20 protein-coding genes and 1 other RNA gene are annotated in these 18,626 nt (G+C 38.2%); 5 read left to right on the top strand and 16 right to left on the bottom strand.

What is annotated here, in order from left to right:
* The first annotated feature begins 87 nt into the window (after positions 1 to 87).
* The 3 genes from P0077_RS14605 to P0077_RS14595 are packed head-to-tail and all read left to right on the top strand — an operon-like array spanning position 88 to position 2,097.
* Entirely contained in the window at positions 88 to 741 is a 654-nt protein-coding gene (locus P0077_RS14605) for a hypothetical protein (RefSeq protein ID WP_276165948.1), read from the top strand.
* Positions 716 to 1,549, top strand: coding sequence for a DUF3822 family protein (locus P0077_RS14600; protein ID WP_276165947.1), 834 nt, complete (start codon positions 716 to 718; stop codon positions 1,547 to 1,549). The genes P0077_RS14605 and P0077_RS14600 overlap by 26 nt, the downstream gene beginning before the upstream one ends.
* Entirely contained in the window at positions 1,549 to 2,097 is a 549-nt protein-coding gene (locus P0077_RS14595) for an RsmD family RNA methyltransferase (protein ID WP_276165946.1), read from the top strand. Before P0077_RS14600 ends, P0077_RS14595 begins: the two co-directional genes overlap by 1 nt.
* Positions 2,098 to 2,110: 13 nt before the next feature.
* On the opposite strand, the gene rnpB is transcribed toward P0077_RS14595, so the two are convergent.
* Positions 2,111 to 2,420: RNase P RNA component class A (gene rnpB / locus P0077_RS14590), an RNA gene on the bottom strand.
* Between the two features lie 125 nt (positions 2,421 to 2,545).
* On the opposite strand from rnpB, the gene P0077_RS14585 reads away from it, so the two are divergent.
* Positions 2,546 to 4,381: a DNA polymerase III subunit gamma/tau gene (locus P0077_RS14585; protein WP_276165945.1), complete on the top strand. Its 1,836-nt coding sequence runs from the start codon at positions 2,546 to 2,548 to the stop codon at positions 4,379 to 4,381.
* Here the strand turns inward: P0077_RS14585 and P0077_RS14580 are convergent.
* Genes P0077_RS14580 through P0077_RS14550 form a run of 7 tightly spaced genes read right to left on the bottom strand, consistent with a single transcriptional unit; the run spans position 4,378 to position 11,174 of the window.
* Positions 4,378 to 4,737 (bottom strand): transmembrane 220 family protein, encoded by a 360-nt coding sequence (locus P0077_RS14580; protein WP_276165944.1) that lies wholly within the window; start codon positions 4,735 to 4,737, stop codon positions 4,378 to 4,380. The two genes, P0077_RS14585 and P0077_RS14580, sit on opposite strands and share 4 nt — an antisense overlap.
* 2 nt (positions 4,738 to 4,739) lie before the next feature.
* A complete protein-coding gene (locus P0077_RS14575) occupies positions 4,740 to 6,113 on the bottom strand; it encodes an alkaline phosphatase family protein (protein WP_276165943.1) in 1,374 nt (457 codons plus the stop codon).
* A gap of 3 nt (positions 6,114 to 6,116) precedes the next feature.
* Positions 6,117 to 7,310: a metabolite traffic protein EboE gene (gene eboE, locus P0077_RS14570; protein ID WP_276165942.1), complete on the bottom strand. Its 1,194-nt coding sequence runs from the start codon at positions 7,308 to 7,310 to the stop codon at positions 6,117 to 6,119.
* A gap of 1 nt (position 7,311) precedes the next feature.
* Positions 7,312 to 8,472 carry a 3-dehydroquinate synthase gene (locus P0077_RS14565; RefSeq protein WP_276165941.1) on the bottom strand — a complete coding sequence of 387 codons (1,161 nt, stop codon included), beginning with the start codon at positions 8,470 to 8,472 and terminating at the stop codon, positions 7,312 to 7,314.
* Positions 8,473 to 8,504: 32 nt separating this feature from the next.
* Entirely contained in the window at positions 8,505 to 9,407 is a 903-nt protein-coding gene (gene eboC / locus P0077_RS14560) for a UbiA-like protein EboC (protein WP_276165940.1), read from the bottom strand.
* Positions 9,407 to 10,315: a TatD family hydrolase gene (locus P0077_RS14555; RefSeq protein ID WP_276165939.1), complete on the bottom strand. Its 909-nt coding sequence runs from the start codon at positions 10,313 to 10,315 to the stop codon at positions 9,407 to 9,409. The genes eboC and P0077_RS14555 overlap by 1 nt, the downstream gene beginning before the upstream one ends.
* Position 10,316: 1 nt before the next feature.
* A complete protein-coding gene (locus tag P0077_RS14550; protein WP_276165938.1) occupies positions 10,317 to 11,174 on the bottom strand; it encodes an EboA domain-containing protein in 858 nt (285 codons plus the stop codon).
* A gap of 178 nt (positions 11,175 to 11,352) precedes the next feature.
* Between P0077_RS14550 and P0077_RS14545 the strand changes: the two genes are divergently transcribed.
* A complete protein-coding gene (locus P0077_RS14545) occupies positions 11,353 to 11,934 on the top strand; it encodes a MiaE family protein (protein WP_276165937.1) in 582 nt (193 codons plus the stop codon).
* A gap of 61 nt (positions 11,935 to 11,995) precedes the next feature.
* On the opposite strand, the gene ppk1 is transcribed toward P0077_RS14545, so the two are convergent.
* From ppk1 to pyrR, 8 genes are all read right to left on the bottom strand, one after another.
* Positions 11,996 to 14,098: a polyphosphate kinase 1 gene (ppk1, locus tag P0077_RS14540; protein WP_276165936.1), complete on the bottom strand. Its 2,103-nt coding sequence runs from the start codon at positions 14,096 to 14,098 to the stop codon at positions 11,996 to 11,998.
* On the bottom strand, positions 14,099 to 14,584 hold the full coding sequence (locus P0077_RS14535) for a SixA phosphatase family protein (protein WP_276165935.1): 486 nt from the start codon (positions 14,582 to 14,584) through the stop codon (positions 14,099 to 14,101).
* Between the two features lie 62 nt (positions 14,585 to 14,646).
* Positions 14,647 to 15,294 (bottom strand): pyridoxamine 5'-phosphate oxidase, encoded by a 648-nt coding sequence (gene pdxH, locus P0077_RS14530; RefSeq protein WP_276165934.1) that lies wholly within the window; start codon positions 15,292 to 15,294, stop codon positions 14,647 to 14,649.
* Positions 15,295 to 15,363: 69 nt separating this feature from the next.
* Positions 15,364 to 16,269, bottom strand: a complete 906-nt coding sequence (locus tag P0077_RS14525; protein ID WP_276165933.1) for a ribonuclease Z — start codon at positions 16,267 to 16,269, stop codon at positions 15,364 to 15,366.
* 4 nt (positions 16,270 to 16,273) lie between these two features.
* Positions 16,274 to 16,747: a DUF3291 domain-containing protein gene (locus tag P0077_RS14520; protein ID WP_276165932.1), complete on the bottom strand. Its 474-nt coding sequence runs from the start codon at positions 16,745 to 16,747 to the stop codon at positions 16,274 to 16,276.
* Entirely contained in the window at positions 16,744 to 17,076 is a 333-nt protein-coding gene (locus P0077_RS14515; RefSeq protein WP_276165931.1) for a ribonuclease Z, read from the bottom strand. The genes P0077_RS14520 and P0077_RS14515 overlap by 4 nt, the downstream gene beginning before the upstream one ends.
* 7 nt (positions 17,077 to 17,083) lie before the next feature.
* Complete coding sequence (locus P0077_RS14510) at positions 17,084 to 18,010, bottom strand: aspartate carbamoyltransferase catalytic subunit (protein WP_194526467.1); 927 nt, start codon at positions 18,008 to 18,010, stop codon at positions 17,084 to 17,086.
* A gap of 2 nt (positions 18,011 to 18,012) precedes the next feature.
* Positions 18,013 to 18,552, bottom strand: coding sequence for a bifunctional pyr operon transcriptional regulator/uracil phosphoribosyltransferase PyrR (gene pyrR, locus P0077_RS14505; RefSeq protein WP_276165930.1), 540 nt, complete (start codon positions 18,550 to 18,552; stop codon positions 18,013 to 18,015).
* Positions 18,553 to 18,626 lie beyond the last annotated feature (74 nt).

Below are 18,626 nucleotides of genomic sequence, written 5' to 3'. Positions count from 1 at the left end.
AACAGGATTTTTAGGCGAAAAACTTTTGCGATTGAAAAAAAATTGTAGATTTGTGACAACCACTAAAATATAATTAACACTAGAGAAATGAAGACCATAATTCAAATTGTACTTTGGGTTGCTTGTGTAGGTTTAGCATACCTTATATATCAATCAGTTACAGGCCCTATCCAATTCAACGAAGTCAAAGAACAACGTTTCGGGCAAGTTATTGCTAAATTGAAGGACATTAGAAATGCTCAAGAGGCCTACAAAACGGTCAACAGAAGATATGCTAAAGATTTCAACAGTTTGATTAAGTTTATCGATACTGCAGAGTACACTATTACTCAGCAAAGAGATTCTTCTTATATGGAATTCGATAAAACATACCAGATTGACTTATTGAAAGAAGTGAAAATTATAGATACACTAGGTACCGTTTCTGTAAAAGATTCACTTTTCAAGAGTGACAATCGTTACAAGACCCTTATGGAAGTACCTTTTGCTAAAAATGGCGAAAAGTTTGAAATGAAGGCCGATGTTCTTACCAAAGGAAATTATAAAGCTCCTGTTTTTGAAGCTAAAGTTGACAAGTCAGTTGTTTTATACGATCAGCAGCCTACTCTTTTAAAGAAAGAAAAAGCAGAGGTTGGTGTTGAAGAAGTAAACGGACCATCCATAAAAGTAGGTTCTTTAACTGAAGTTAGTACTGCCGGAAACTGGCCCCCTATATATGATAAAAAAGGAGACCAAAAATAATACTGGAGAACCAGTGGAGAATTTTAAAAAACTGTCCATTCAAGTTAGCTTGAATGGACTTTCTTTTTGTGTTTTTGACACAGTAGCCCATAGTATTTTAGATTCCGAAAAAGTGGTTTTTGCAAAGGAACTGACCCCTTATGAAATACTTAAACGTTTAAAACTTCTTTTTTCCACGCATAAAATAGAGCAAGAACAGTTTTCTGAAATTGTAGTAGTACACAGAAACAACCTTTTTAGTCTTGTTCCAAAAACCCTGTTCAACGAAAACGAACTGGCCAATTACCTTAAGTTCAACACCAAAATATTGGCTAACGACCACTTGGCTTTTGATGAACTTGAAAGTTTTGATATCAACAATGTTTACGTTCCTTTTGTAAACATCAACAACTACATTTACGACCTTTTTGGTGAATTTACCTTTAAGCATAACGGCACCGTTATGGTAGAAGCATTAATGAACGGGCAAACCCCTAACAAAAATGCCGTGTGCTACATACACACATCACAACGCCAAATGGACGTGACTATTATTGCGTCAAAAAAACTGTTACTCTTCAATAGTTTTAATTTTGTCACTAAAGAAGATTTTCTCTACTACCTACTTTTCACCTTAGAACAGTTAGAACTTGATGCGGAATCAGTATCCATTAAATTGTTTGGCGATATTGAAAAGGATGATGATATCTACGATTTGTGTTACAACTACGTAAAGGATGTTTCCATGTTTTACCCATCGTTCACCGAATATCCCGGCATTGACAAACCAGAAGAAACTATTGATTTCACCGTAATAAACGCTTTTTAATGCGCATTATATCAGGTATACATAAAGGAAAGCGAATAACGGCTCCAAGAAAATTACCCGTTCGCCCTACCACGGATATGGCCAAGGAAGCCTTATTCAACATTTTGAACAACCGTTATTATTTTGATGAACTCGTTGTCCTGGACCTATTTGCAGGCACGGGAAACATCAGTTACGAGTTTGCTTCCAGAGGAACGCAACAAATTAGCGCGATTGATGCCGATTATGGATGTGTGAAATTTATAACCGAAACCTCGGAAGCACTTGAAATGGGCATCGTCGCCTTTAAAAGTGATGTATTTACCCATCTTGAAAAGTCAAGAGAAAAAGCAACCATAGTATTTGCTGACCCACCATACGACCTCCCTGTGGAATCTTTCGAAAAAATACCCGAAATGGTATTCAAAAATGGGCTATTACATAACAACGGTGCAGTCATAATTGAGCACGCCAGTCATATGGACTTGTCGCATATCGATAATTTTTCTGAAAAACGAAAATACGGAAGTAGCGTTTTTAGTTTCTTTGAGGCTCCAAATCAAGACTAACAATCACCAAAAAAAAATAAGCAGGCCATAAGCCGGATTCTGTTGAGTCCCTAAAGACCTCCCTATCATTTATCTAGTACTAACATTACTATTAGTCTCAAACCGCCTACCCTTCGGCTCGGGCGTGCAGCCCTCAAGCACCGATTTACATGACGTTTCACCGCATAGAGTTTACCTGGTTTCACTACAGCATTACCTGTACATACTTTCTGCTGCACTTGTCCTTTCCGTAAAACGGACGACGGGCGTTACCCGCTATGCTGCACTATGGTGTCCGGACTTTCCTCTCCCGTTTTCACGGCAGCGATAAGGCGGCCTGCTTAACGTGCTAAATTAGTACAATTGTTGATAAATAAAGACTTTATCCCATCGAAATAAAAGGCACTTACCATTCCTTATTTTATATTTGTAGTATTGAGTTAAAGTAAATTCTAAACCGCAAGTTTTTTTGGAACCCTTTATTGTATCGGCACGTAAGTATAGACCTCAAACATTTAGAGATGTTGTGGGGCAACAAGCCATTACCAATACCCTAACTAACGCCATTGAACACAATCACTTGGCGCAGGCCCTTTTATTTTGCGGTCCTCGTGGTGTGGGCAAGACTACTTGTGCACGAATCTTGGCCAAACAGATAAATTCTGATGGAACGGAACGGGAAGGTGAAGATTTTGCTTTTAACATTTTTGAGCTCGATGCCGCTTCAAATAACTCGGTAGATGATATTCGTAACCTTATTGACCAAGTGCGCATACCGCCCCAAGTTGGTAAGTACAAGGTATATATTATAGATGAGGTGCACATGCTCTCACAATCGGCCTTCAACGCTTTTCTAAAAACGTTGGAAGAACCACCAAAGCATGCCATTTTTATCTTGGCCACCACGGAAAAACACAAAATCATACCTACGATACTTTCTCGTTGCCAAATATTTGATTTTAAAAGAATTACAGTTAAAGATGCTGCAGAATACTTAAAATATATTGCGGAGAATCAAGGCATTGTTGCGGATGATGACGCTTTGCATATTATAGCTCAAAAGGCTGATGGCGCTATGAGAGACGCCCTTTCTATTTTTGACAGGGTTGTTAGTTTTTCAGGAAAGGAACTAACTAGAAAAGCAGTTACGGAGAATCTTAATGTTCTTGATTATGACACCTATTTCTCGGCAACAGATTTAATACTTGAGCATAACATTCCGCAGTTACTCCTTTTGTTCAATAAAACCTTATCACTCGGTTTTGACGGTCATCACTTTATAAGTGGTTTAGCTTCTCATTTTAGGGATTTAATGGTCTGTCAACATCAAGATACCATTAACTTGCTGGAAGTTGGTGACGTAGCCAAGCAGAATTACTTGGAGCAGTCAAAAAAGACCGGCATGCAGTTTTTACTTCAAGCTTTAAACATAGCCAATGACTGCGATTTAAAGTATAAAACCAGCAAAAACCAACGGTTGCTGGTAGAACTTACCTTAATGAAATTAGCTTCGATTGGATTTGAGGCAGAAAAAAAAAATTCTGAATCTGACGTCCTAGACGGTTCTACTATCGATTTTATAGCACCTGCTTCCTTTTTTAAAGGAAATAGCTCTCCTGAAAAAGCTCTGGCACAAACTGCCACACCCGCTAATCAGGAGCAACCAAAAACCGCTACTTCGGAAACAACTCCTACAGTTGAAAAACAGGAAAATCAACAGTACCAAGAAGAAGTAGCCACAAATGCACCTAGCACCAGAGCTGTTGCTGAACCTAGAATAGAAGAAACCAACACTCCTCAACCCGAAGCCTCACCAGCAAAGAAAATAAATATAGGCGGAGGAAAACGAATATCCGGACTTTCCATTTCTAGCCTAAAAGCAAAAAAAGAACACGAGCTTAGTCGCAAAGACGAAACCATTGACGAAAGCAAACTGCCAAAAGATGCTTTTACAGAAGAGGAAATGCAAAAACATTGGGCAGATTTTGTTGATAAAATCGATTTGGAAGGAAAGAAAATTCTAGCTTCCAACCTCAATGCAGATGTACCTAAATTAGTTCAAGACAAAATCATTTGGATAGAACTACCTAACGGAACCATGAAAAAGGAAATTGAGCGTGAGCAATATGGTTTAATGGAGCATTTAAGACGAAATCTCAACAACTACTTTATTGAACTGAAAATCACGGTTAATGAAACCGTAGCAAAGAAGTTTGCATTTACCCCTGAGGAAAAATATGAAAAGTTAAGGGAGAAAAACCCGGCTATAGACCTGCTTAGGCAAACTTTTGATTTAGACCTTTAATGCTGCACACGCTTATCAAAACGGATTCTAAGCGCATACATAAGCATTACTATTGCTATAATTAGCAAACCACAGGCTTCCCTTCCGCGTTCTATATTTTCTATCTCACCTTCACCTATTGTAAAACCTTCAAATTGAACGGGCCACTGTTTGAAAGTTCCTATAATAGACAACAAACAAAAGAAAATAGCGACTTTAAAACTCAAACGATTTATCACGAAAAGAATTGAAACCAAAGCCGCCAAGCCGTAGATTACATACCAGATCGTGGCGTCCGGGTCGTTATACTGCACAAGAGCTCCCCAAGCAAAAAGAATTGCAAACACAACACCCGTTATTTTGAAGAAAATTTTCATACTTACTCCGTTATATGGTCCTTTAGAATTGCATATACGTCCGTAGCCTCCACATCATCATTAAAATTTGCATTGACTTGATCGGTTATTAGGATAGGAAAATCTGCTTTATCTTCCGGTATCCTCCCGTGCGAACCTTTTACCAAAGTTGCATCCAAAGGAATGATGTTCATTACCGTTCTGAATCCCATTTTTTTCTTCAACAACATAGCTACAACCTTGGCCATCACTAATTTATCCTTAGGATCCGTCAACATCTCTACGGGATCATAACCCGGTTTTTTATGAATATCTACCATACGCGCATAATCTGGCGCCTTAGCATCATCCAACCAGAAATAATAGGTAAACCAAGAATCGGCATCGGCAACCACAACAAGGTCTCCGCTTCTTTCATGACTCAGATTCGCTTTTTGCAATTCATCGCCCGTCAATACTTTTTCCACGCCAGAAATGGATTCTAACAAAGCCTTTACCTCTAGCTTTACGGAAGGGTCATTTAAATAAATATGTGCAATTTGATGATCGGCAACTGCAAAAGCCTTACTCTGACCAGCATCCAAAAGTTCCAATCCACGCTCTTCTCGTATAGCTATATAACCTTTAGAGCGCAAGATTCTGTTTAAATGTATAGGGTTGTTTACATCCGTTATACCATACTCGGAAAGCAAAACAATTTGTGCATTACGCTCCTGGAAATGCTTTACCAACTGCTCCACTACCTTATCAATCTCTTTAAGGTCTTTTTTAATCTTGTCACAATCCAATCCATGACGTTGCAAGTTATAATCCAAATGAGGAAGGTATACCAATGATAAAGTGGGATTATGCATCTCGTCCGTCCGAATAGCTGCATCAGCAATCCATTTACTCGATTTTATAGAGGTTTTAGGACCCCAAAACTGAAACAAGGGAAAAGTACCCAATTCATCCTGCAACGTATCTCTCAACTCAGGAGGGTACGAATACACATCCGGTATTTTTCGACCATCCGCTAAATAGTTTGGTCTTGGCGTTAAACTATAATCTACGGAAGAATACATATTATACCACCAAAAATGGTTCGCTACGGTAAAATGTTCATCTTCTTTTTTAAGTTCGTCCCAAAGTTTATCAGACTGAACTAATTTATTAGACTGCCGCCAGAATTTCACCTCACACTCATCTTTAAAGTACCAACCGTTCCCAACAATACCATGTTCGTCAGGAGTTTTCCCTGTTAAATAAGTGGATTGTGCAGAACAGGTTACTGCTGGCAAAACAGGACTTATATAAGCCGATTTTCCTTTTTTTAGAAAGGATTCTATAAATGGGGTATGCTCCCCAATAAGACGCTGGGTCAAGCCCACCACATTAATCACTAGCGTTTTCTTCATCTTCTAAAACTTTTCTACAAACCAATCAATCTCCCTAATAATAGACTCCGAAAGGTCTTTTTTTAGAGCAGATGGGAGAACGTCCCAAGTATAGGTCTCAATCTCCAAATGTTTAGAAACAGGGTGTTCTTTTAAATATTTCATCACTTTTAGAATATGGTCTTGGGTAGAGTCTAAAGCGCCAAACCGTTCCAAAAATATAGGTACATGAAAATGTGCTCGTAATTCCTTAAATTCCCTTTTATGCTCAAGAACTATAGGCAGGTCATTATAGGTTTTCACCTTGCCACCTACCTTTTCAGTAACTTGATGTAAATAGGTAGGCTCATCAAAAAGAGCTAAAGCTTTCCATATTTCCTCATTTCCAGATGGATTTGAAAGGATTTTTAAAGCGGCACTTACTTGAATTTTACCTATTGCGATTCCTGCTTTTTCAAATTTTTCAAAAGTTTCCTTTGGCTCCTCATAAGCCAATGAAAAATGGCAGATATCATAACAAACCGTAAGATAACGGTAAATTAATTTCTTCGCATCTTCTACATCCAAGCCTAACGTATCACCTATCATGGTCTCACCAATAGGCAATAGATAATCTTTAAAAAATTGAAGAACCTCATCGCTATTCTCCAACATACCGTCCGGTTCCGGTTCAATATCAAGATGTAGATATTTTCCTGTTTCCTTTTCTATTTTATGCAGATGAATAGCGACTTCGACCATACCTTTGCCACCCGTTTCAAAAGCCGATTTTGTTGCCTCTTCCGTGGCGTGCCAATATTTATAACTTACAGGAGATGTTGAAATCCCACCTGTATTACCTTCCGGAAGCAAAGCGGCCAATTGATCAAACATTCGTTTCGTATAAATCAATCGCTCTGGAGTGGTCCAATCTGGTGCATGCACATCATCCTTAACACGTTCGTTATGAAAATTACCATAGGGAAAGCCGTTCATGGTAAAGACATATACCTCATTCTCACTTAACCATTGCTGAAATTCATCTAAATTTCCACTCAAGGCAAGTTCTTCACTCGCTTTATTAGACAATCTTAAACCCAACCCAAAAGGCTCACTAGGAGATACTTTTTGCTTAATCTGTGGAACATGATTCTTAAGACTGTCAAAAGTGGTCTTCCAATCAAATCCTGGGTGGATATTGGTACAATATGTAAGTTGAAAATTTTTATCTATGCGCAAGCTACTCTACTTTAAGTTTAGAAATTTCGTTTACCAACTCCAATGCGTTTTTCATGATTTCCCTATCTATTTCATGAACATCATGTTTTTTACCAATGTCCGAAATTAGAGTAATAGTGAGTTCTCCTCCTAAGTGCTCCCGGAATTCTTCAATTCCATTTAACAACTCCGTTACTTCTTTCTTAAAAGCCAACGGAAAACTCAGATCAAAACCTATATTCTGAAAAACACGTACCACACGATTTAAATCGGCTTCATTAATCAAACCGATTAAATGCGCATAGGCAACATCTAGAACAATTCCTTTTGCAACCGCTTCACCATGACGCAGTGCATAATTGGTCATATATTCTAATTTATGGGCAGCCCAATGTCCAAAATCCAATGGTCTGGAAGAACCACTTTCAAACGGATCTCCACCTTGAGCTATGTGATGCATATGCATTTCGGCACACCTATATATAGTGTACTGCATAGCTTCCATATTTCTATCTCTTAATAGATGTGCATTTTTTTCCAAATACTCAAAAAAGACCCCATCTTTAATCAGCGCAACTTTTAAAGCTTCCGAAATACCGGATATCCAATCGCGCTGCTCCAAGGTTTTTAAAAAATCCGTATCGTTTATTATAGCGAACGGAGGAACGAAAGTTCCTATAAAATTCTTCTTCCCAAAGGCATTTACACTATTCTTAACCCCTACCGCAGAATCATCTTGAGATAATACCGTTGTTGGTATACGTATAAGTTTCACACCTCTATGGGCAATTGCCGCGGCATAACCTGCCATATCAATAACCGCACCGCCGCCAATTACGACTACAAAAGAATGCCGGCAAATGGCGTATTCACTAACCGCTTTTAGAATATCTTCAACCTGACTCTCATCATTCTTACAGGCCTCACCACCTTGTACCAACATACTTTTTGTATGTACCAAATTCTCCTGATACTGCAAACAGTAGGTTTTAATGTTTTTTATTAACTCCGGATGCGCCTCGGCCACTCCATCATCAACAACAAAAAGCAACTTTACGGGCTCATTTTTATAAGCCTTGATTACATCCCTGAATAAGGTGTTTTTTATACCGAACAAGTTTTCGGTAAAGTGGAGGCCATATTGATATGAAACCTCAAATTTCTGTTCTATTGTTTTAAACATCGAATTTGTTTTGAACGCCAATAAAATTGGCCTTAAGTAACGGCAAATAGTTTTGACAAGCCTTTAGAAACCGGCAACAATGCCAATATTATTAATCCATACCACCAATCTGAAAAGACAACAGCGATAGACGAATCCAATAATATAAGCGATATAACTCCTGCCATTACCGCTTTTTTAATATTCTCAGGAGAGTTTACGGAATGGGCTTTGACCAAAGGCCTAAAGACCGTGAACGCAAACACTACTAGAAACAATAACGAAAATATTAAGGCATCCGTATATAAAATAGCTATCGATGCTACGGCCAAAATTACCATGCCATAAAGGACACCTGCCAATACAATATGGTTTTTGTTTTCGCCATGCACCTCCCCCCTACTAATCAGCGTGATAGCAAAGATATAGACGATAGGAATAATAGCCATAAACCAGTAATTGAAATCTCCTAATATGGACATTCCAAGCAAGAGATTTATACCTCTACACAGGCCCATACTCAATGGACCAAAAAAATCATATTTTTTAGCAATCCCATCATACAAAAGTATAGCCAAAGCGAGAGCAACTGCTACAACACCCGAAATATTGGACACCAAAAAGGCCAACATTACCCCTATAACCAATGCAACCGAACCATACAGAGTTGCAGCGGTTAGCGACACCACCCCACTAGGTATAGGACGTTCCGGTCGTTCTGCTTGATCTAACTTAAAATCAAAAACATCATTAAGAATAACCCCGCCGGCATATAAAAAAACGGACGAAAACACTAGGTACAGTATATGCGTAAACATTTCCGAACCTAAAAAGCCTAATGTAACACCACCCACAAAAACACCACCAATGGCTACACCAGCCAAAATATCGGCTGCTGCAGTCGGTAAGTTAGCAGGTCTTGCCAATCGCGCATATCCAAGAAATGTAGAATTCATTATGTAATCTGATCAGAATCTATCCTTGGCTCTTGCCCTCTTAACACACTATTATCATTAAAAAGTTGAGCCTGGTTCACCCCTTTAGGCTTCAGCCAGTGCTCCTCTTTCATTTTTCCGTTAGAACCAAAAATGTCCAATGCATTTTGGTAACAGGTTTTTACAACGTCTTCTTTTGCTATACCCCTTTTTAGCATAAGATTTGCTGTTTTTGGCACGGCCAAAGGATCACTTACACCCCAATCCGCAGAACTATCTACAATAATATTATTGCTTCCGTATTTTTCCACGACGGCAACCATACGTTCGTTCCCCATTTTTGTTTTTGGGTAAATAGTAAACGCTGCTATAAAACCTCTATCTAAAACGTCTTTAACCGTTTCTTCATTATTATGGTCAATAACAACTTTTGAAGGGTCTAAGCCATGCTCCAAACAAACCTCCATACTTTTTAAAGTACCGGCTTTTTTATCGCGGTGAGGCGTATGTACTTGCACGACCATATCCAATTCTTTGGCCATTTCTAGCTGCATACGAAAGTATTTGTCCTCCGCAGGAGTTTGATCGTCATAACCTATCTCACCTATAGCCACCACATTCTGCTTGTGCACGTACAAAGGCAAAAGCTCAATAACCTGTTCCGCCAGGGCCTCATTATTCGCTTCTTTAGAATTTAAACCTATTGTACAATAATGTTGAATACCAAACTGGCTAGCCCTAAACGGCTCCCAGCCTACTAAACTGCTATAATAATCTTGAAAAGAACCTACTTGAGTCCTTGGTTGTCCCAACCAAAAAGAAGGTTCAATTATAGCAACTACTCCGGCCGCGGCCATGGCTTCATAATCGTCCGTAGTTCGCGATGTCATGTGTACATGCGGGTCGATTATCATCATTTTATCTTCCATATTAAGCTTTTATATTTTTCCAGGTAATTTCTTTATTTGCTACTTGAGCTTCTAATTCCGGGTGCTTTGCCAATAATTCCTTAGCCCTTTGCTCTTGGGAACTATAGCAACACAATGCCGCTACTTTATTTTCAATAGGATTATCGCTAGCAAACAACCGCTCTATATCTTTCAATAGGGTATCATCTAAAAATGCCGCAACAGGCCGCCAAAATAACGGCTCTATGTCACGAGATGCCGCCCATCGCTCATGTGCGTAATCAGATATAATTCTTGTTAAATCCTTATTCGCTCGCTCATCAATACTTAAAATGGCAGAAAGATCTAACTGCATAAAAGCAGCTTTAAGGAACATTTGGTTCCATTGTTGATCATTAAAATATATTGCGGGATACGGATTCTGCATGCTTATTGCCTCGAATATGGTAGCAATATTGGTCCGCAAAGCTTCTACTGCGGTCTGCTTATAATTTTCGGCATTGGGCAACAGAATGAGGTACTTCAAGAATGTTTCCAGCTCAGAGGTATCTGCCACCTGTATAAGATTGGCAACTTTAGGAACAAAGAAATCCCCATCTGCCTTCAGGACCTTTATTAAAAGATAAATCCGCGCTATTTGCAGTGTTGTTGCGTTCTGTGCACGTAAATACTCCGTCACTTCATCTGTATCAGGACCTAAATTCAAAACAGTGTTCGAATCTATTTTACTAGCCAATAGGCTATAGGTCATGTACAGGTCTTTGGTTGAACTAGCACTAATTATTTGCTCTAGTTTTGAATGCAGCCATGAATTTGTATCAGGGTCTAAATTACTGCTCAATAAAGACTGAAGTTCTTGGTCTAATTTGGTTAATTCCATATTCTGTTTTTCGGGTTTCTTGATAAGTGGTAACAACCCTGTTTTCTTTTACCTTTTGGGCATAAAAAAAACAACTATTCACAAAACTAATTATTCTTTGGGATAACATGATATTTAAGATGCTAAATTCAAGTTATAGTTTACAAAGATTCTTGCTAATTTTACGAAAAATTGAATTATGCTAGGTTTAAAGTTGCCAACTGACCCAAGATGGGTAAATATTGTTGAGAAAAATATAGATGAAATATTGACCGATCATGCGTATTGTGAGCAAAAAGCAGCAAGCACAGCCATATCCTTAATCATAAGTTTTCCGGAATATACAGAGTTGGTGGAAGAAATGATAGCACTTTCACGGGAGGAAATGGCCCATTTTAAAATGGTTCATGACCGAATTACAGCAAGAGGCCAAAGCTTAGGACGTGACCGAAAAGATGAGTATGTTCTTCAATTAATAAAGTTCTTTCCAAAAGGTGGAAGCCGTACTACCCAATTGGTGCATCGTCTTTTGTATGCGGCATTAATTGAAGCTCGGAGCTGCGAACGGTTCAGGTTACTATCAGAAGAACTTGAAGATAAAGAACTTGCCGATTTTTACCATAAACTTATGGTGAGCGAAGCAGGTCATTATACCATGTTCTTAAAGTTTGCAAGACAATATGGAGACCGCACAGAAGTTGATGAAAAATGGCAGGCCCTTTTAGATTTCGAGGCTGAAATAATGAAGGACTTAGGCAGTAAAGAAAGTATTCACGGATAAGAATTTCAAGTTTTAGGTAAAGACAATTCAATTACCTAAAACTTGAAATATAAATTATGCCTTACTCCGTAGTGGGAATATCGGAACCTAATTTATCTAGATAATAATCATAAGTCGCAAACTGTGAACGCAACTTGGGCTTATCATTTATTCGATATGCATTATCCTGCGCTTCATTGAAAATCCTTGCTTTGACATTATCGTTCCAAGAAATCTCGTACGTATCTATCAATTCTTTTTTTACGTCTTCATCATAAATAGGACAACCTACCTCTACTCTATTTTCAAGATTACGGGTCATAAAATCTGCCGATGAAATAAATACTCGTGTATCTCCAGCGTTACAGAATATGAACATACGTGGATGTTCCAAGAATTTATCTACAATACTGATCGCTTCAATATTTTCACTCATTCCCTCAACTCCCGGAATTAAGCAGCAGATACCACGAACAATCAACTGTATCTTAACACCTGCATTGCTAGCCTCATATAATTTATCGATCATCTTATAGGAGGTGAAACTATTCATCTTAATTTTGATAAAAGCTTCCTTACCCGCATTTGCATTCGCAATTTCTTTATCTATCAGCTTTACAAAGAAAGATTTAGTATAATGAGGCGATACTATTAAATGCTTGTATTTGTTGATTTTATAGGTAGTCTCAAAAAAGTCAAATACTTTGTTCAACTCCTTCAAAATAGGCTCTTTAGCCGTAAACAAAGTATAATCTGTGTAAATTCTGGCGGTAGACTCATTAAAGTTACCCGTGCTAATAAAGCCATAGCGCTTCATAACGCCGTTCTCCTCGCGATCGATCATACATATTTTACTATGCACTTTTAAACCGGGTACGCCAAAAATAAGTTTTACGCCTTCCGCCTGAAGTTCTTCGGCATATCTAATATTCGCCTGTTCATCAAAACGGGCACGAAGCTCTATTTGTAAAGTTACCTGTTTTCCGTTCTTTACCGCATTAGAAAGACATGCCGCCACTTGAGAATCGTTGGCCAACCGATAAACGGTAATTTTAATGGCTTTTACCTTGGGATCAAGAGCTGCTTCCCTTAAAAACTTTAATATATAGGAAAACGTATGATACGGTGTATACTGTAAATAATCTTTCTCCGCTATTTGCTCTAGCAAACTCCCCTCAAGGCTAAGCCCTTTTACAGGTAACGGGGCTATCTTATCATACATTAAATCTTCTCTTCCCAAACTGGGGAAGCCCATATAATCTCTTTTATTATGATATCTACCTCCTGGTATGACGCTATCCGCATCTTCAATACCCATCTTTTCCTTTAAGAAATCCAGTGTGTCCGTTTCTATATTTTTATCGTATACAAAACGAACAGGATCACTAATTTTCCTATGCTCCACACTAGAGTATATTTTCTCGATAAAACTCTTACTCAAATCATTATCAATATCAAGTTCGGCATCCCGCGTAATCTTGATCATGTGAGAGGATATGGACTTGTAATCGAACATAGGAAAAACACTGTCCATACAGTAGCGAATGATATCATCTAGTATAATGACATAATTCTTATCCCCTTCTTTTGGCAGAACAATAAAACGATCAATACCTTTAGGAATCTCAATTAACGCATAGCGCTTCTCTTTTTTCTCAAACGTGCTTTTGGTACGATCATCACTTTTTAGGACCATTTTTACAGCTAAATAGGCTGCAGTATCCTTTAGCATTGGGAACTCCGCCAAATCATTTAAAATAATGGTCATGAGTTGCGGACTCACTTTTTGGGTAAAGTATTTTTTAGCGAACGCACCTTGCTTTTCAGAAAGTTCGGTTTCGTTTAGCAGATATATATCCTGGGCCTCAAGTTCGTTCTCAATGTTCTTAAGAATTTCAACACTCTTACGCTGCTGTTCTATTACAAACTTGGTTATCTCTTCAAGTAAATCCTTGGCTTTCTCACCACCAAGCACACTTTTACCAGATTTTCCTGCTTCAAAAATTCGTTTTACCGTAGCATAACGAACTTTAAAAAACTCATCTAAATTATTGGAAAAAATACCTAAAAAACGAAGACGTTCAATTAATGGCACGTTTTCATCCTCACACTCTTGAAGCACTCTTTCATTAAAACGTAGCCAACTTATCTCTCTATTTATATACTTCGGTTTTGTCTTTATCATTTATCTTAGGTCTTTCGGGAAAATTGTTTGTTTCGTGGTTCCTTTCTCAACTAAACTCCAGCTGTCTACATCAAAAACAAGATGTACCAACCCACTGGTAGAAACGTTGTCAATATAGGTATTTCCCAAAGAATTGGCAACATGCGTAAAAGCATGATTATGACCAAAAATCATTACCGTATCCAAAGAATCATCAAGCGCTGTTACAAAATCAAAAACCGACTCTCCCGAAAAATCATAGAGATTATTCGTTAAGCTCACAGATGCCAACGGAACCTGTAACTGTCGTACAAAAATCATACAGGTATGCAGTGCCCTATTTGCAGTACTTGAGAAAACCGCATCTATAGTATTACCTTCCGACTTGAATTTATCCGACACTAAAAGCGCATCGTTAATTCCTCTTTCTTGCAGTGGCCTATCTCGGTCGCTCACCGAATAATCCCAAGAAGATTTACCATGCCTGACCATTATCAACGTTTTCATTTAACCAAGATTTAAAGTTTTAAAAATATTTAAAAAAGTACTATCGGCACTAAAAAAACGGATTACGGCGCCAAACGCTCCATCTTCCAATCTATATTATCCATTAAAGAATATCTAATACGGTCATGCAACCGGTTTGGTCTTCCTTGCCAAAACTCAATAGACTGTGGTTTTACTATATAACCTCCCCAATGTTCTGGTCGTGAAATTTCTTTGTCTTCAAATTCCCGCTCAAGCGACCGGAGCTTATCCTCTAACACTTCCCTTGAGGAAATTACGGCACTTTGGTTAGAGACAATAGCCCCTAGTTTACTTCCCTCGGGGCGAGACTCAAAATAACCGTCCGATAAATTCTCCGCAATTTTTTCCGCCTTGCCCTTTATAATAATCTGCCTTTCTAAAGTAGGCCAAAAGAAAGATATACATACATTAGGATTAGCAGCAATAGCTTTTCCCTTCTCACTGTTATAATTGGTATAAAAAATAAAACCTTCATGGGTAAACTTTTTTAGCAATACCACCCTACTTTTAGGGTAACCATCCAAACCAATGGTAGAAACGGTCATAGCATTGGGCTCTTCAACCCCATCAGAAGCTTCGGTCTCATAGAACCACTTCTGAAACAGCTCCATTGGATTATCTGAAATAGCACCTTCTAAAAGGGCACTTTTTTCATATGACTTTCGGTAATCTCCTAAATCTTTTTGCATAGTCTTCTTGCTAAAATCCTTTTAATCAAAGTTCAGCAAAAGATTGGTAATGTAAAAGCTGTAAAGGGACTAAAAATCAAAAAACTTACCGTCATCCGCAAGCTCTACATTTGGAAAGACCTCTAAGGCCTCTTCTTTAAAAAGTTCAATAGACTTATAACGTGTGGAATAATGCCCTAGGATAAGCTGCCCAATATTGGCCGCTTTAGCAATTGCCGCAGCTTCCTTAGCCGTGGAGTGCTTTGTTCTTTCCGCTAGGTGAGCCTCAGACTCTAAGAAAGTAGATTCATGATACATGGTCGAAGCATTTGTTATTTGCCCTACAATATCAGGTTTGTATGCCGTATCACTACAATACGCATAACTTTTTGGCGTTGGAGGGTCAAAACTTAAATCCGTATTAGGAATTACCGTACCGTTATCCAAAACCACATCTCTCCCATTCTTAATATTTTGAAAATAGGCTTTATCGACTTTATATTTTGCAACTGCTTCCACATTCAACTTTCGTTCGCCCAGTTTTTCTTTAAAGAGAAACCCGTTTGTATATATCCTATGGTTTAAGCGAATGGTCTCTACCTTAATTTTATCGTCTTCAAAGACCACCTCTGGCTCTTTACTGGTGAGTTCATGAAAATATAAGGGGTAGTTGGTCCATGAATCCCCAAGTTTTAACAAAAGGGTAATTGCCTCTTTAATTCCATTTGGGCCGTATACGTGCAATTCTTTTTCCCTACCCAACAAACGAAAAGTTGAAATAAGACCTGGCAAACCAAAAAAATGGTCACCGTGTAAGTGAGAAATAAAAATATGGTTAATACGGGAAAACTTAATTTTATGTTTTCGCAATTGCACTTGCGTGCCTTCTCCACAATCTATTAAAAACATGTGATTTCTAACTTCCAACACCTGAGAAGTAGGGTTGGTCATTGTACGGGGTGTTGCAGCATAGCAACCAAGAATATGCAATTTCATTTTTCTAGTTCTTGGGCGTATAGTTCAGCGCTTCTTCAACTGTAAATTGCCCCTTAAAACTAAACGCATACGGAGACTCGCCATGCTCGTTAAGATATTTTAGGCGTTCTTTTGCTTCTGCCGGAGTTGGTATATGCCCCTCTTTCGTATACCAAAGACACATGTGCATATCTGACATAGCATGAAACCATTTTTTCTTTTTCATCATTACCCCGGCATGCTGTGAAGCATAGGTAAAATTGAACAAAGCTTCTTTAGTTGTCCATACAGACATGTTTATGATCAGAAAATCATCTTCAAAAACACGTAATGCCGTAGCATTGTCATCTTCACCTTTCAACCGCCATACGAACCCAGTACTTTTATCGGCAATACCATTAATACGATCCAGATCACTAACAAAATCTGCCATTATGGGATCGTCAATAGGCGCAAGCATTCTTGCTATGTTAACTTGTGAAAGGTGGTGGTTGATCATATTTCTAAATCACGTTCTATTTCCTCCATTTCAATAACATCCCTAGCCTCTTGAATTGTGGGCACAACCAGGATAGCATCTGGCACCTCATCATAAGAAACCTTATTGGTCACCAACACAAACGATTTCTTGGATTTTTTATGCAAATCTGAAAGTTGCAAAAATTCAAGAACATCACCTGCCTTTAGTTTTGAAAAGGAAAAAAGATTTACGACAATATTGTCATTTTTTATTTTTGGATAAGCCTCATTTAAGTTTTTCAAGAAAATAGAAAGCGTGGCATTTTCTTGAGAAACGATAGTTGTAGAACCGTCTGAATCAAAAATCATACTTTTATTATTTTATTTTTGAAGCTAGTAAATAAATTACTGCCATACGAATGGCTACGCCATTTTCTACTTGATTTAATATAATAGACTGCTTTGAATCCGCTACATCGCTCGTAATTTCAACCCCTCGGTTAATGGGTCCGGGATGCATAATTACGATTTCTTTGTCCAAACTATTTAGCAACTTTTTATTGACTCCAAATTGCTGGGTATACTCCCGTGTTGTGGGGAAGTAGCTAATATCCAGTCTTTCATTCTGAATACGTAACATATTGGCTACATCACACCAGTTCAACGCCTTTCTTAGGTCGGTTTCTACTTCTACTCCTAACGATTCTATATGCTTAGGCAATAAAGTTTTTGGTCCACAAACTTTTACATTCGCTCCCTGTAATTTTAAAGCAAAAATGTTCGATAACGCTACACGGGAATGCAAAATATCACCCACAATTACCACATTTTTACCAGCTACATCACCCAACTTTTCCCTAATAGAATAGGAATCCAACAATGCTTGTGTAGGATGCTCATGAGCTCCATCTCCTGCATTCACAATTGATGCATTAACATGTTTGGACAAAAATATTCCTGCGCCAGGGTTAGGATGGCGCATGACCACCATATCCACCTTCATGGACAGAATGTTATTGACCGTATCTATTAAGGTCTCTCCTTTTTTTACTGAAGATTGGGCTGCGGAAAAATTAATGACATCTGCGGATAGCCTCTTTTCTGCAAGTTCAAATGATAATTTTGTTCGCGTACTGTTTTCAAAGAAGATATTCGCTATGGTAATATCACGCAAGGAAGGAACCTTTTTGATAGAACGATTGATAACTTCCTTAAAATGATCGGCGGTTTCGAAAATGAGCTGAATGTCATTCTCATTTAAATATTTGATTCCTAATAAGTGTTTTACACTCAGTTCCGCCATTGTTATTTATTTATCAAATATATCACGTCTTCACCATCGTTCTCTTTCCAAAGAACCTTGACTTTTTCATTGTTGATTGCATCTACCTGCCTACCTCTGTAATTGGGTTGAATAGGTAGATGTCTACTAAACCGTCTATCTATAAGCGTCAGCAACTCTATTTCGGAAGGCCTTCCAAAAGATTGTATTGCCGTTAGTGCCGATCGTATACTACGGCCCGTATAAAGCACATCATCTACAAGCACTACTTTTTTATCCTCTATTAAAAAGTCTATTTTAGTTTTGGTCGCTTCCAGAGTTTTATCTCCCCTTCTAAAATCGTCTCGGTAAAAAGTAATATCCAGAAAACCTAGTTTAATTTCTTTTACGCCATATTTCTCTTTCAAGATTTTTGTTAATCTATCAGCCACAAAAGTACCTCTTGGCTGAATGCCAATAAGAACGGTATCTTTAAAATCCAGGTGATTTTCGAGGAGTTGACATGCCAAACGGTGAAGTATGATGTTTATTTCCTTTTCAGAAAGAAGTACCTTTTGACTCATACTGCTTTAATGGTTTAGCTTCACAAAAATAGGGAATTCTACTTAGAAAAAAAGCGCCATTCTAAATGTATATG

It is taken from the genome of Zobellia alginiliquefaciens, assembly GCF_029323795.1.
In the GTDB taxonomy this organism is placed as follows: domain Bacteria; phylum Bacteroidota; class Bacteroidia; order Flavobacteriales; family Flavobacteriaceae; genus Zobellia; species Zobellia alginiliquefaciens.
This window is presented reverse-complemented; position numbering and strand designations above follow the sequence as displayed.

What these genes read in the sequence shown, in the direction of transcription:
- P0077_RS14605 (WP_276165948.1), top strand. Translation starts at nt 88, where the DNA reads ATGAAGACCATAATTCAAATTGTACTTTGGGTTGCTTGTGTAGGTTTA.
- P0077_RS14600 (WP_276165947.1), top strand. Translation starts at nt 716, where the DNA reads ATGATAAAAAAGGAGACCAAAAATAATACTGGAGAACCAGTGGAGAAT.
- P0077_RS14595 (WP_276165946.1), top strand. Translation starts at nt 1,549, where the DNA reads ATGCGCATTATATCAGGTATACATAAAGGAAAGCGAATAACGGCTCCA.
- P0077_RS14580 (WP_276165944.1), bottom strand. Translation starts at nt 4,737, where the DNA reads ATGAAAATTTTCTTCAAAATAACGGGTGTTGTGTTTGCAATTCTTTTT.
- P0077_RS14575 (WP_276165943.1), bottom strand. Translation starts at nt 6,113, where the DNA reads ATGAAGAAAACGCTAGTGATTAATGTGGTGGGCTTGACCCAGCGTCTT.
- P0077_RS14565 (WP_276165941.1), bottom strand. Translation starts at nt 8,472, where the DNA reads ATGTTTAAAACAATAGAACAGAAATTTGAGGTTTCATATCAATATGGC.
- eboC (WP_276165940.1), bottom strand. Translation starts at nt 9,407, where the DNA reads ATGAATTCTACATTTCTTGGATATGCGCGATTGGCAAGACCTGCTAAC.
- P0077_RS14555 (WP_276165939.1), bottom strand. Translation starts at nt 10,315, where the DNA reads ATGGAAGATAAAATGATGATAATCGACCCGCATGTACACATGACATCG.
- P0077_RS14550 (WP_276165938.1), bottom strand. Translation starts at nt 11,174, where the DNA reads ATGGAATTAACCAAATTAGACCAAGAACTTCAGTCTTTATTGAGCAGT.
- P0077_RS14545 (WP_276165937.1), top strand. Translation starts at nt 11,353, where the DNA reads ATGCTAGGTTTAAAGTTGCCAACTGACCCAAGATGGGTAAATATTGTT.
- ppk1 (WP_276165936.1), bottom strand. Translation starts at nt 14,098, where the DNA reads ATGATAAAGACAAAACCGAAGTATATAAATAGAGAGATAAGTTGGCTA.
- P0077_RS14535 (WP_276165935.1), bottom strand. Translation starts at nt 14,584, where the DNA reads ATGAAAACGTTGATAATGGTCAGGCATGGTAAATCTTCTTGGGATTAT.
- pdxH (WP_276165934.1), bottom strand. Translation starts at nt 15,294, where the DNA reads ATGCAAAAAGATTTAGGAGATTACCGAAAGTCATATGAAAAAAGTGCC.
- P0077_RS14525 (WP_276165933.1), bottom strand. Translation starts at nt 16,269, where the DNA reads ATGAAATTGCATATTCTTGGTTGCTATGCTGCAACACCCCGTACAATG.
- P0077_RS14520 (WP_276165932.1), bottom strand. Translation starts at nt 16,747, where the DNA reads ATGATCAACCACCACCTTTCACAAGTTAACATAGCAAGAATGCTTGCG.
- P0077_RS14515 (WP_276165931.1), bottom strand. Translation starts at nt 17,076, where the DNA reads ATGATTTTTGATTCAGACGGTTCTACAACTATCGTTTCTCAAGAAAAT.
- P0077_RS14510 (WP_194526467.1), bottom strand. Translation starts at nt 18,010, where the DNA reads ATGGCGGAACTGAGTGTAAAACACTTATTAGGAATCAAATATTTAAAT.
- pyrR (WP_276165930.1), bottom strand. Translation starts at nt 18,552, where the DNA reads ATGAGTCAAAAGGTACTTCTTTCTGAAAAGGAAATAAACATCATACTT.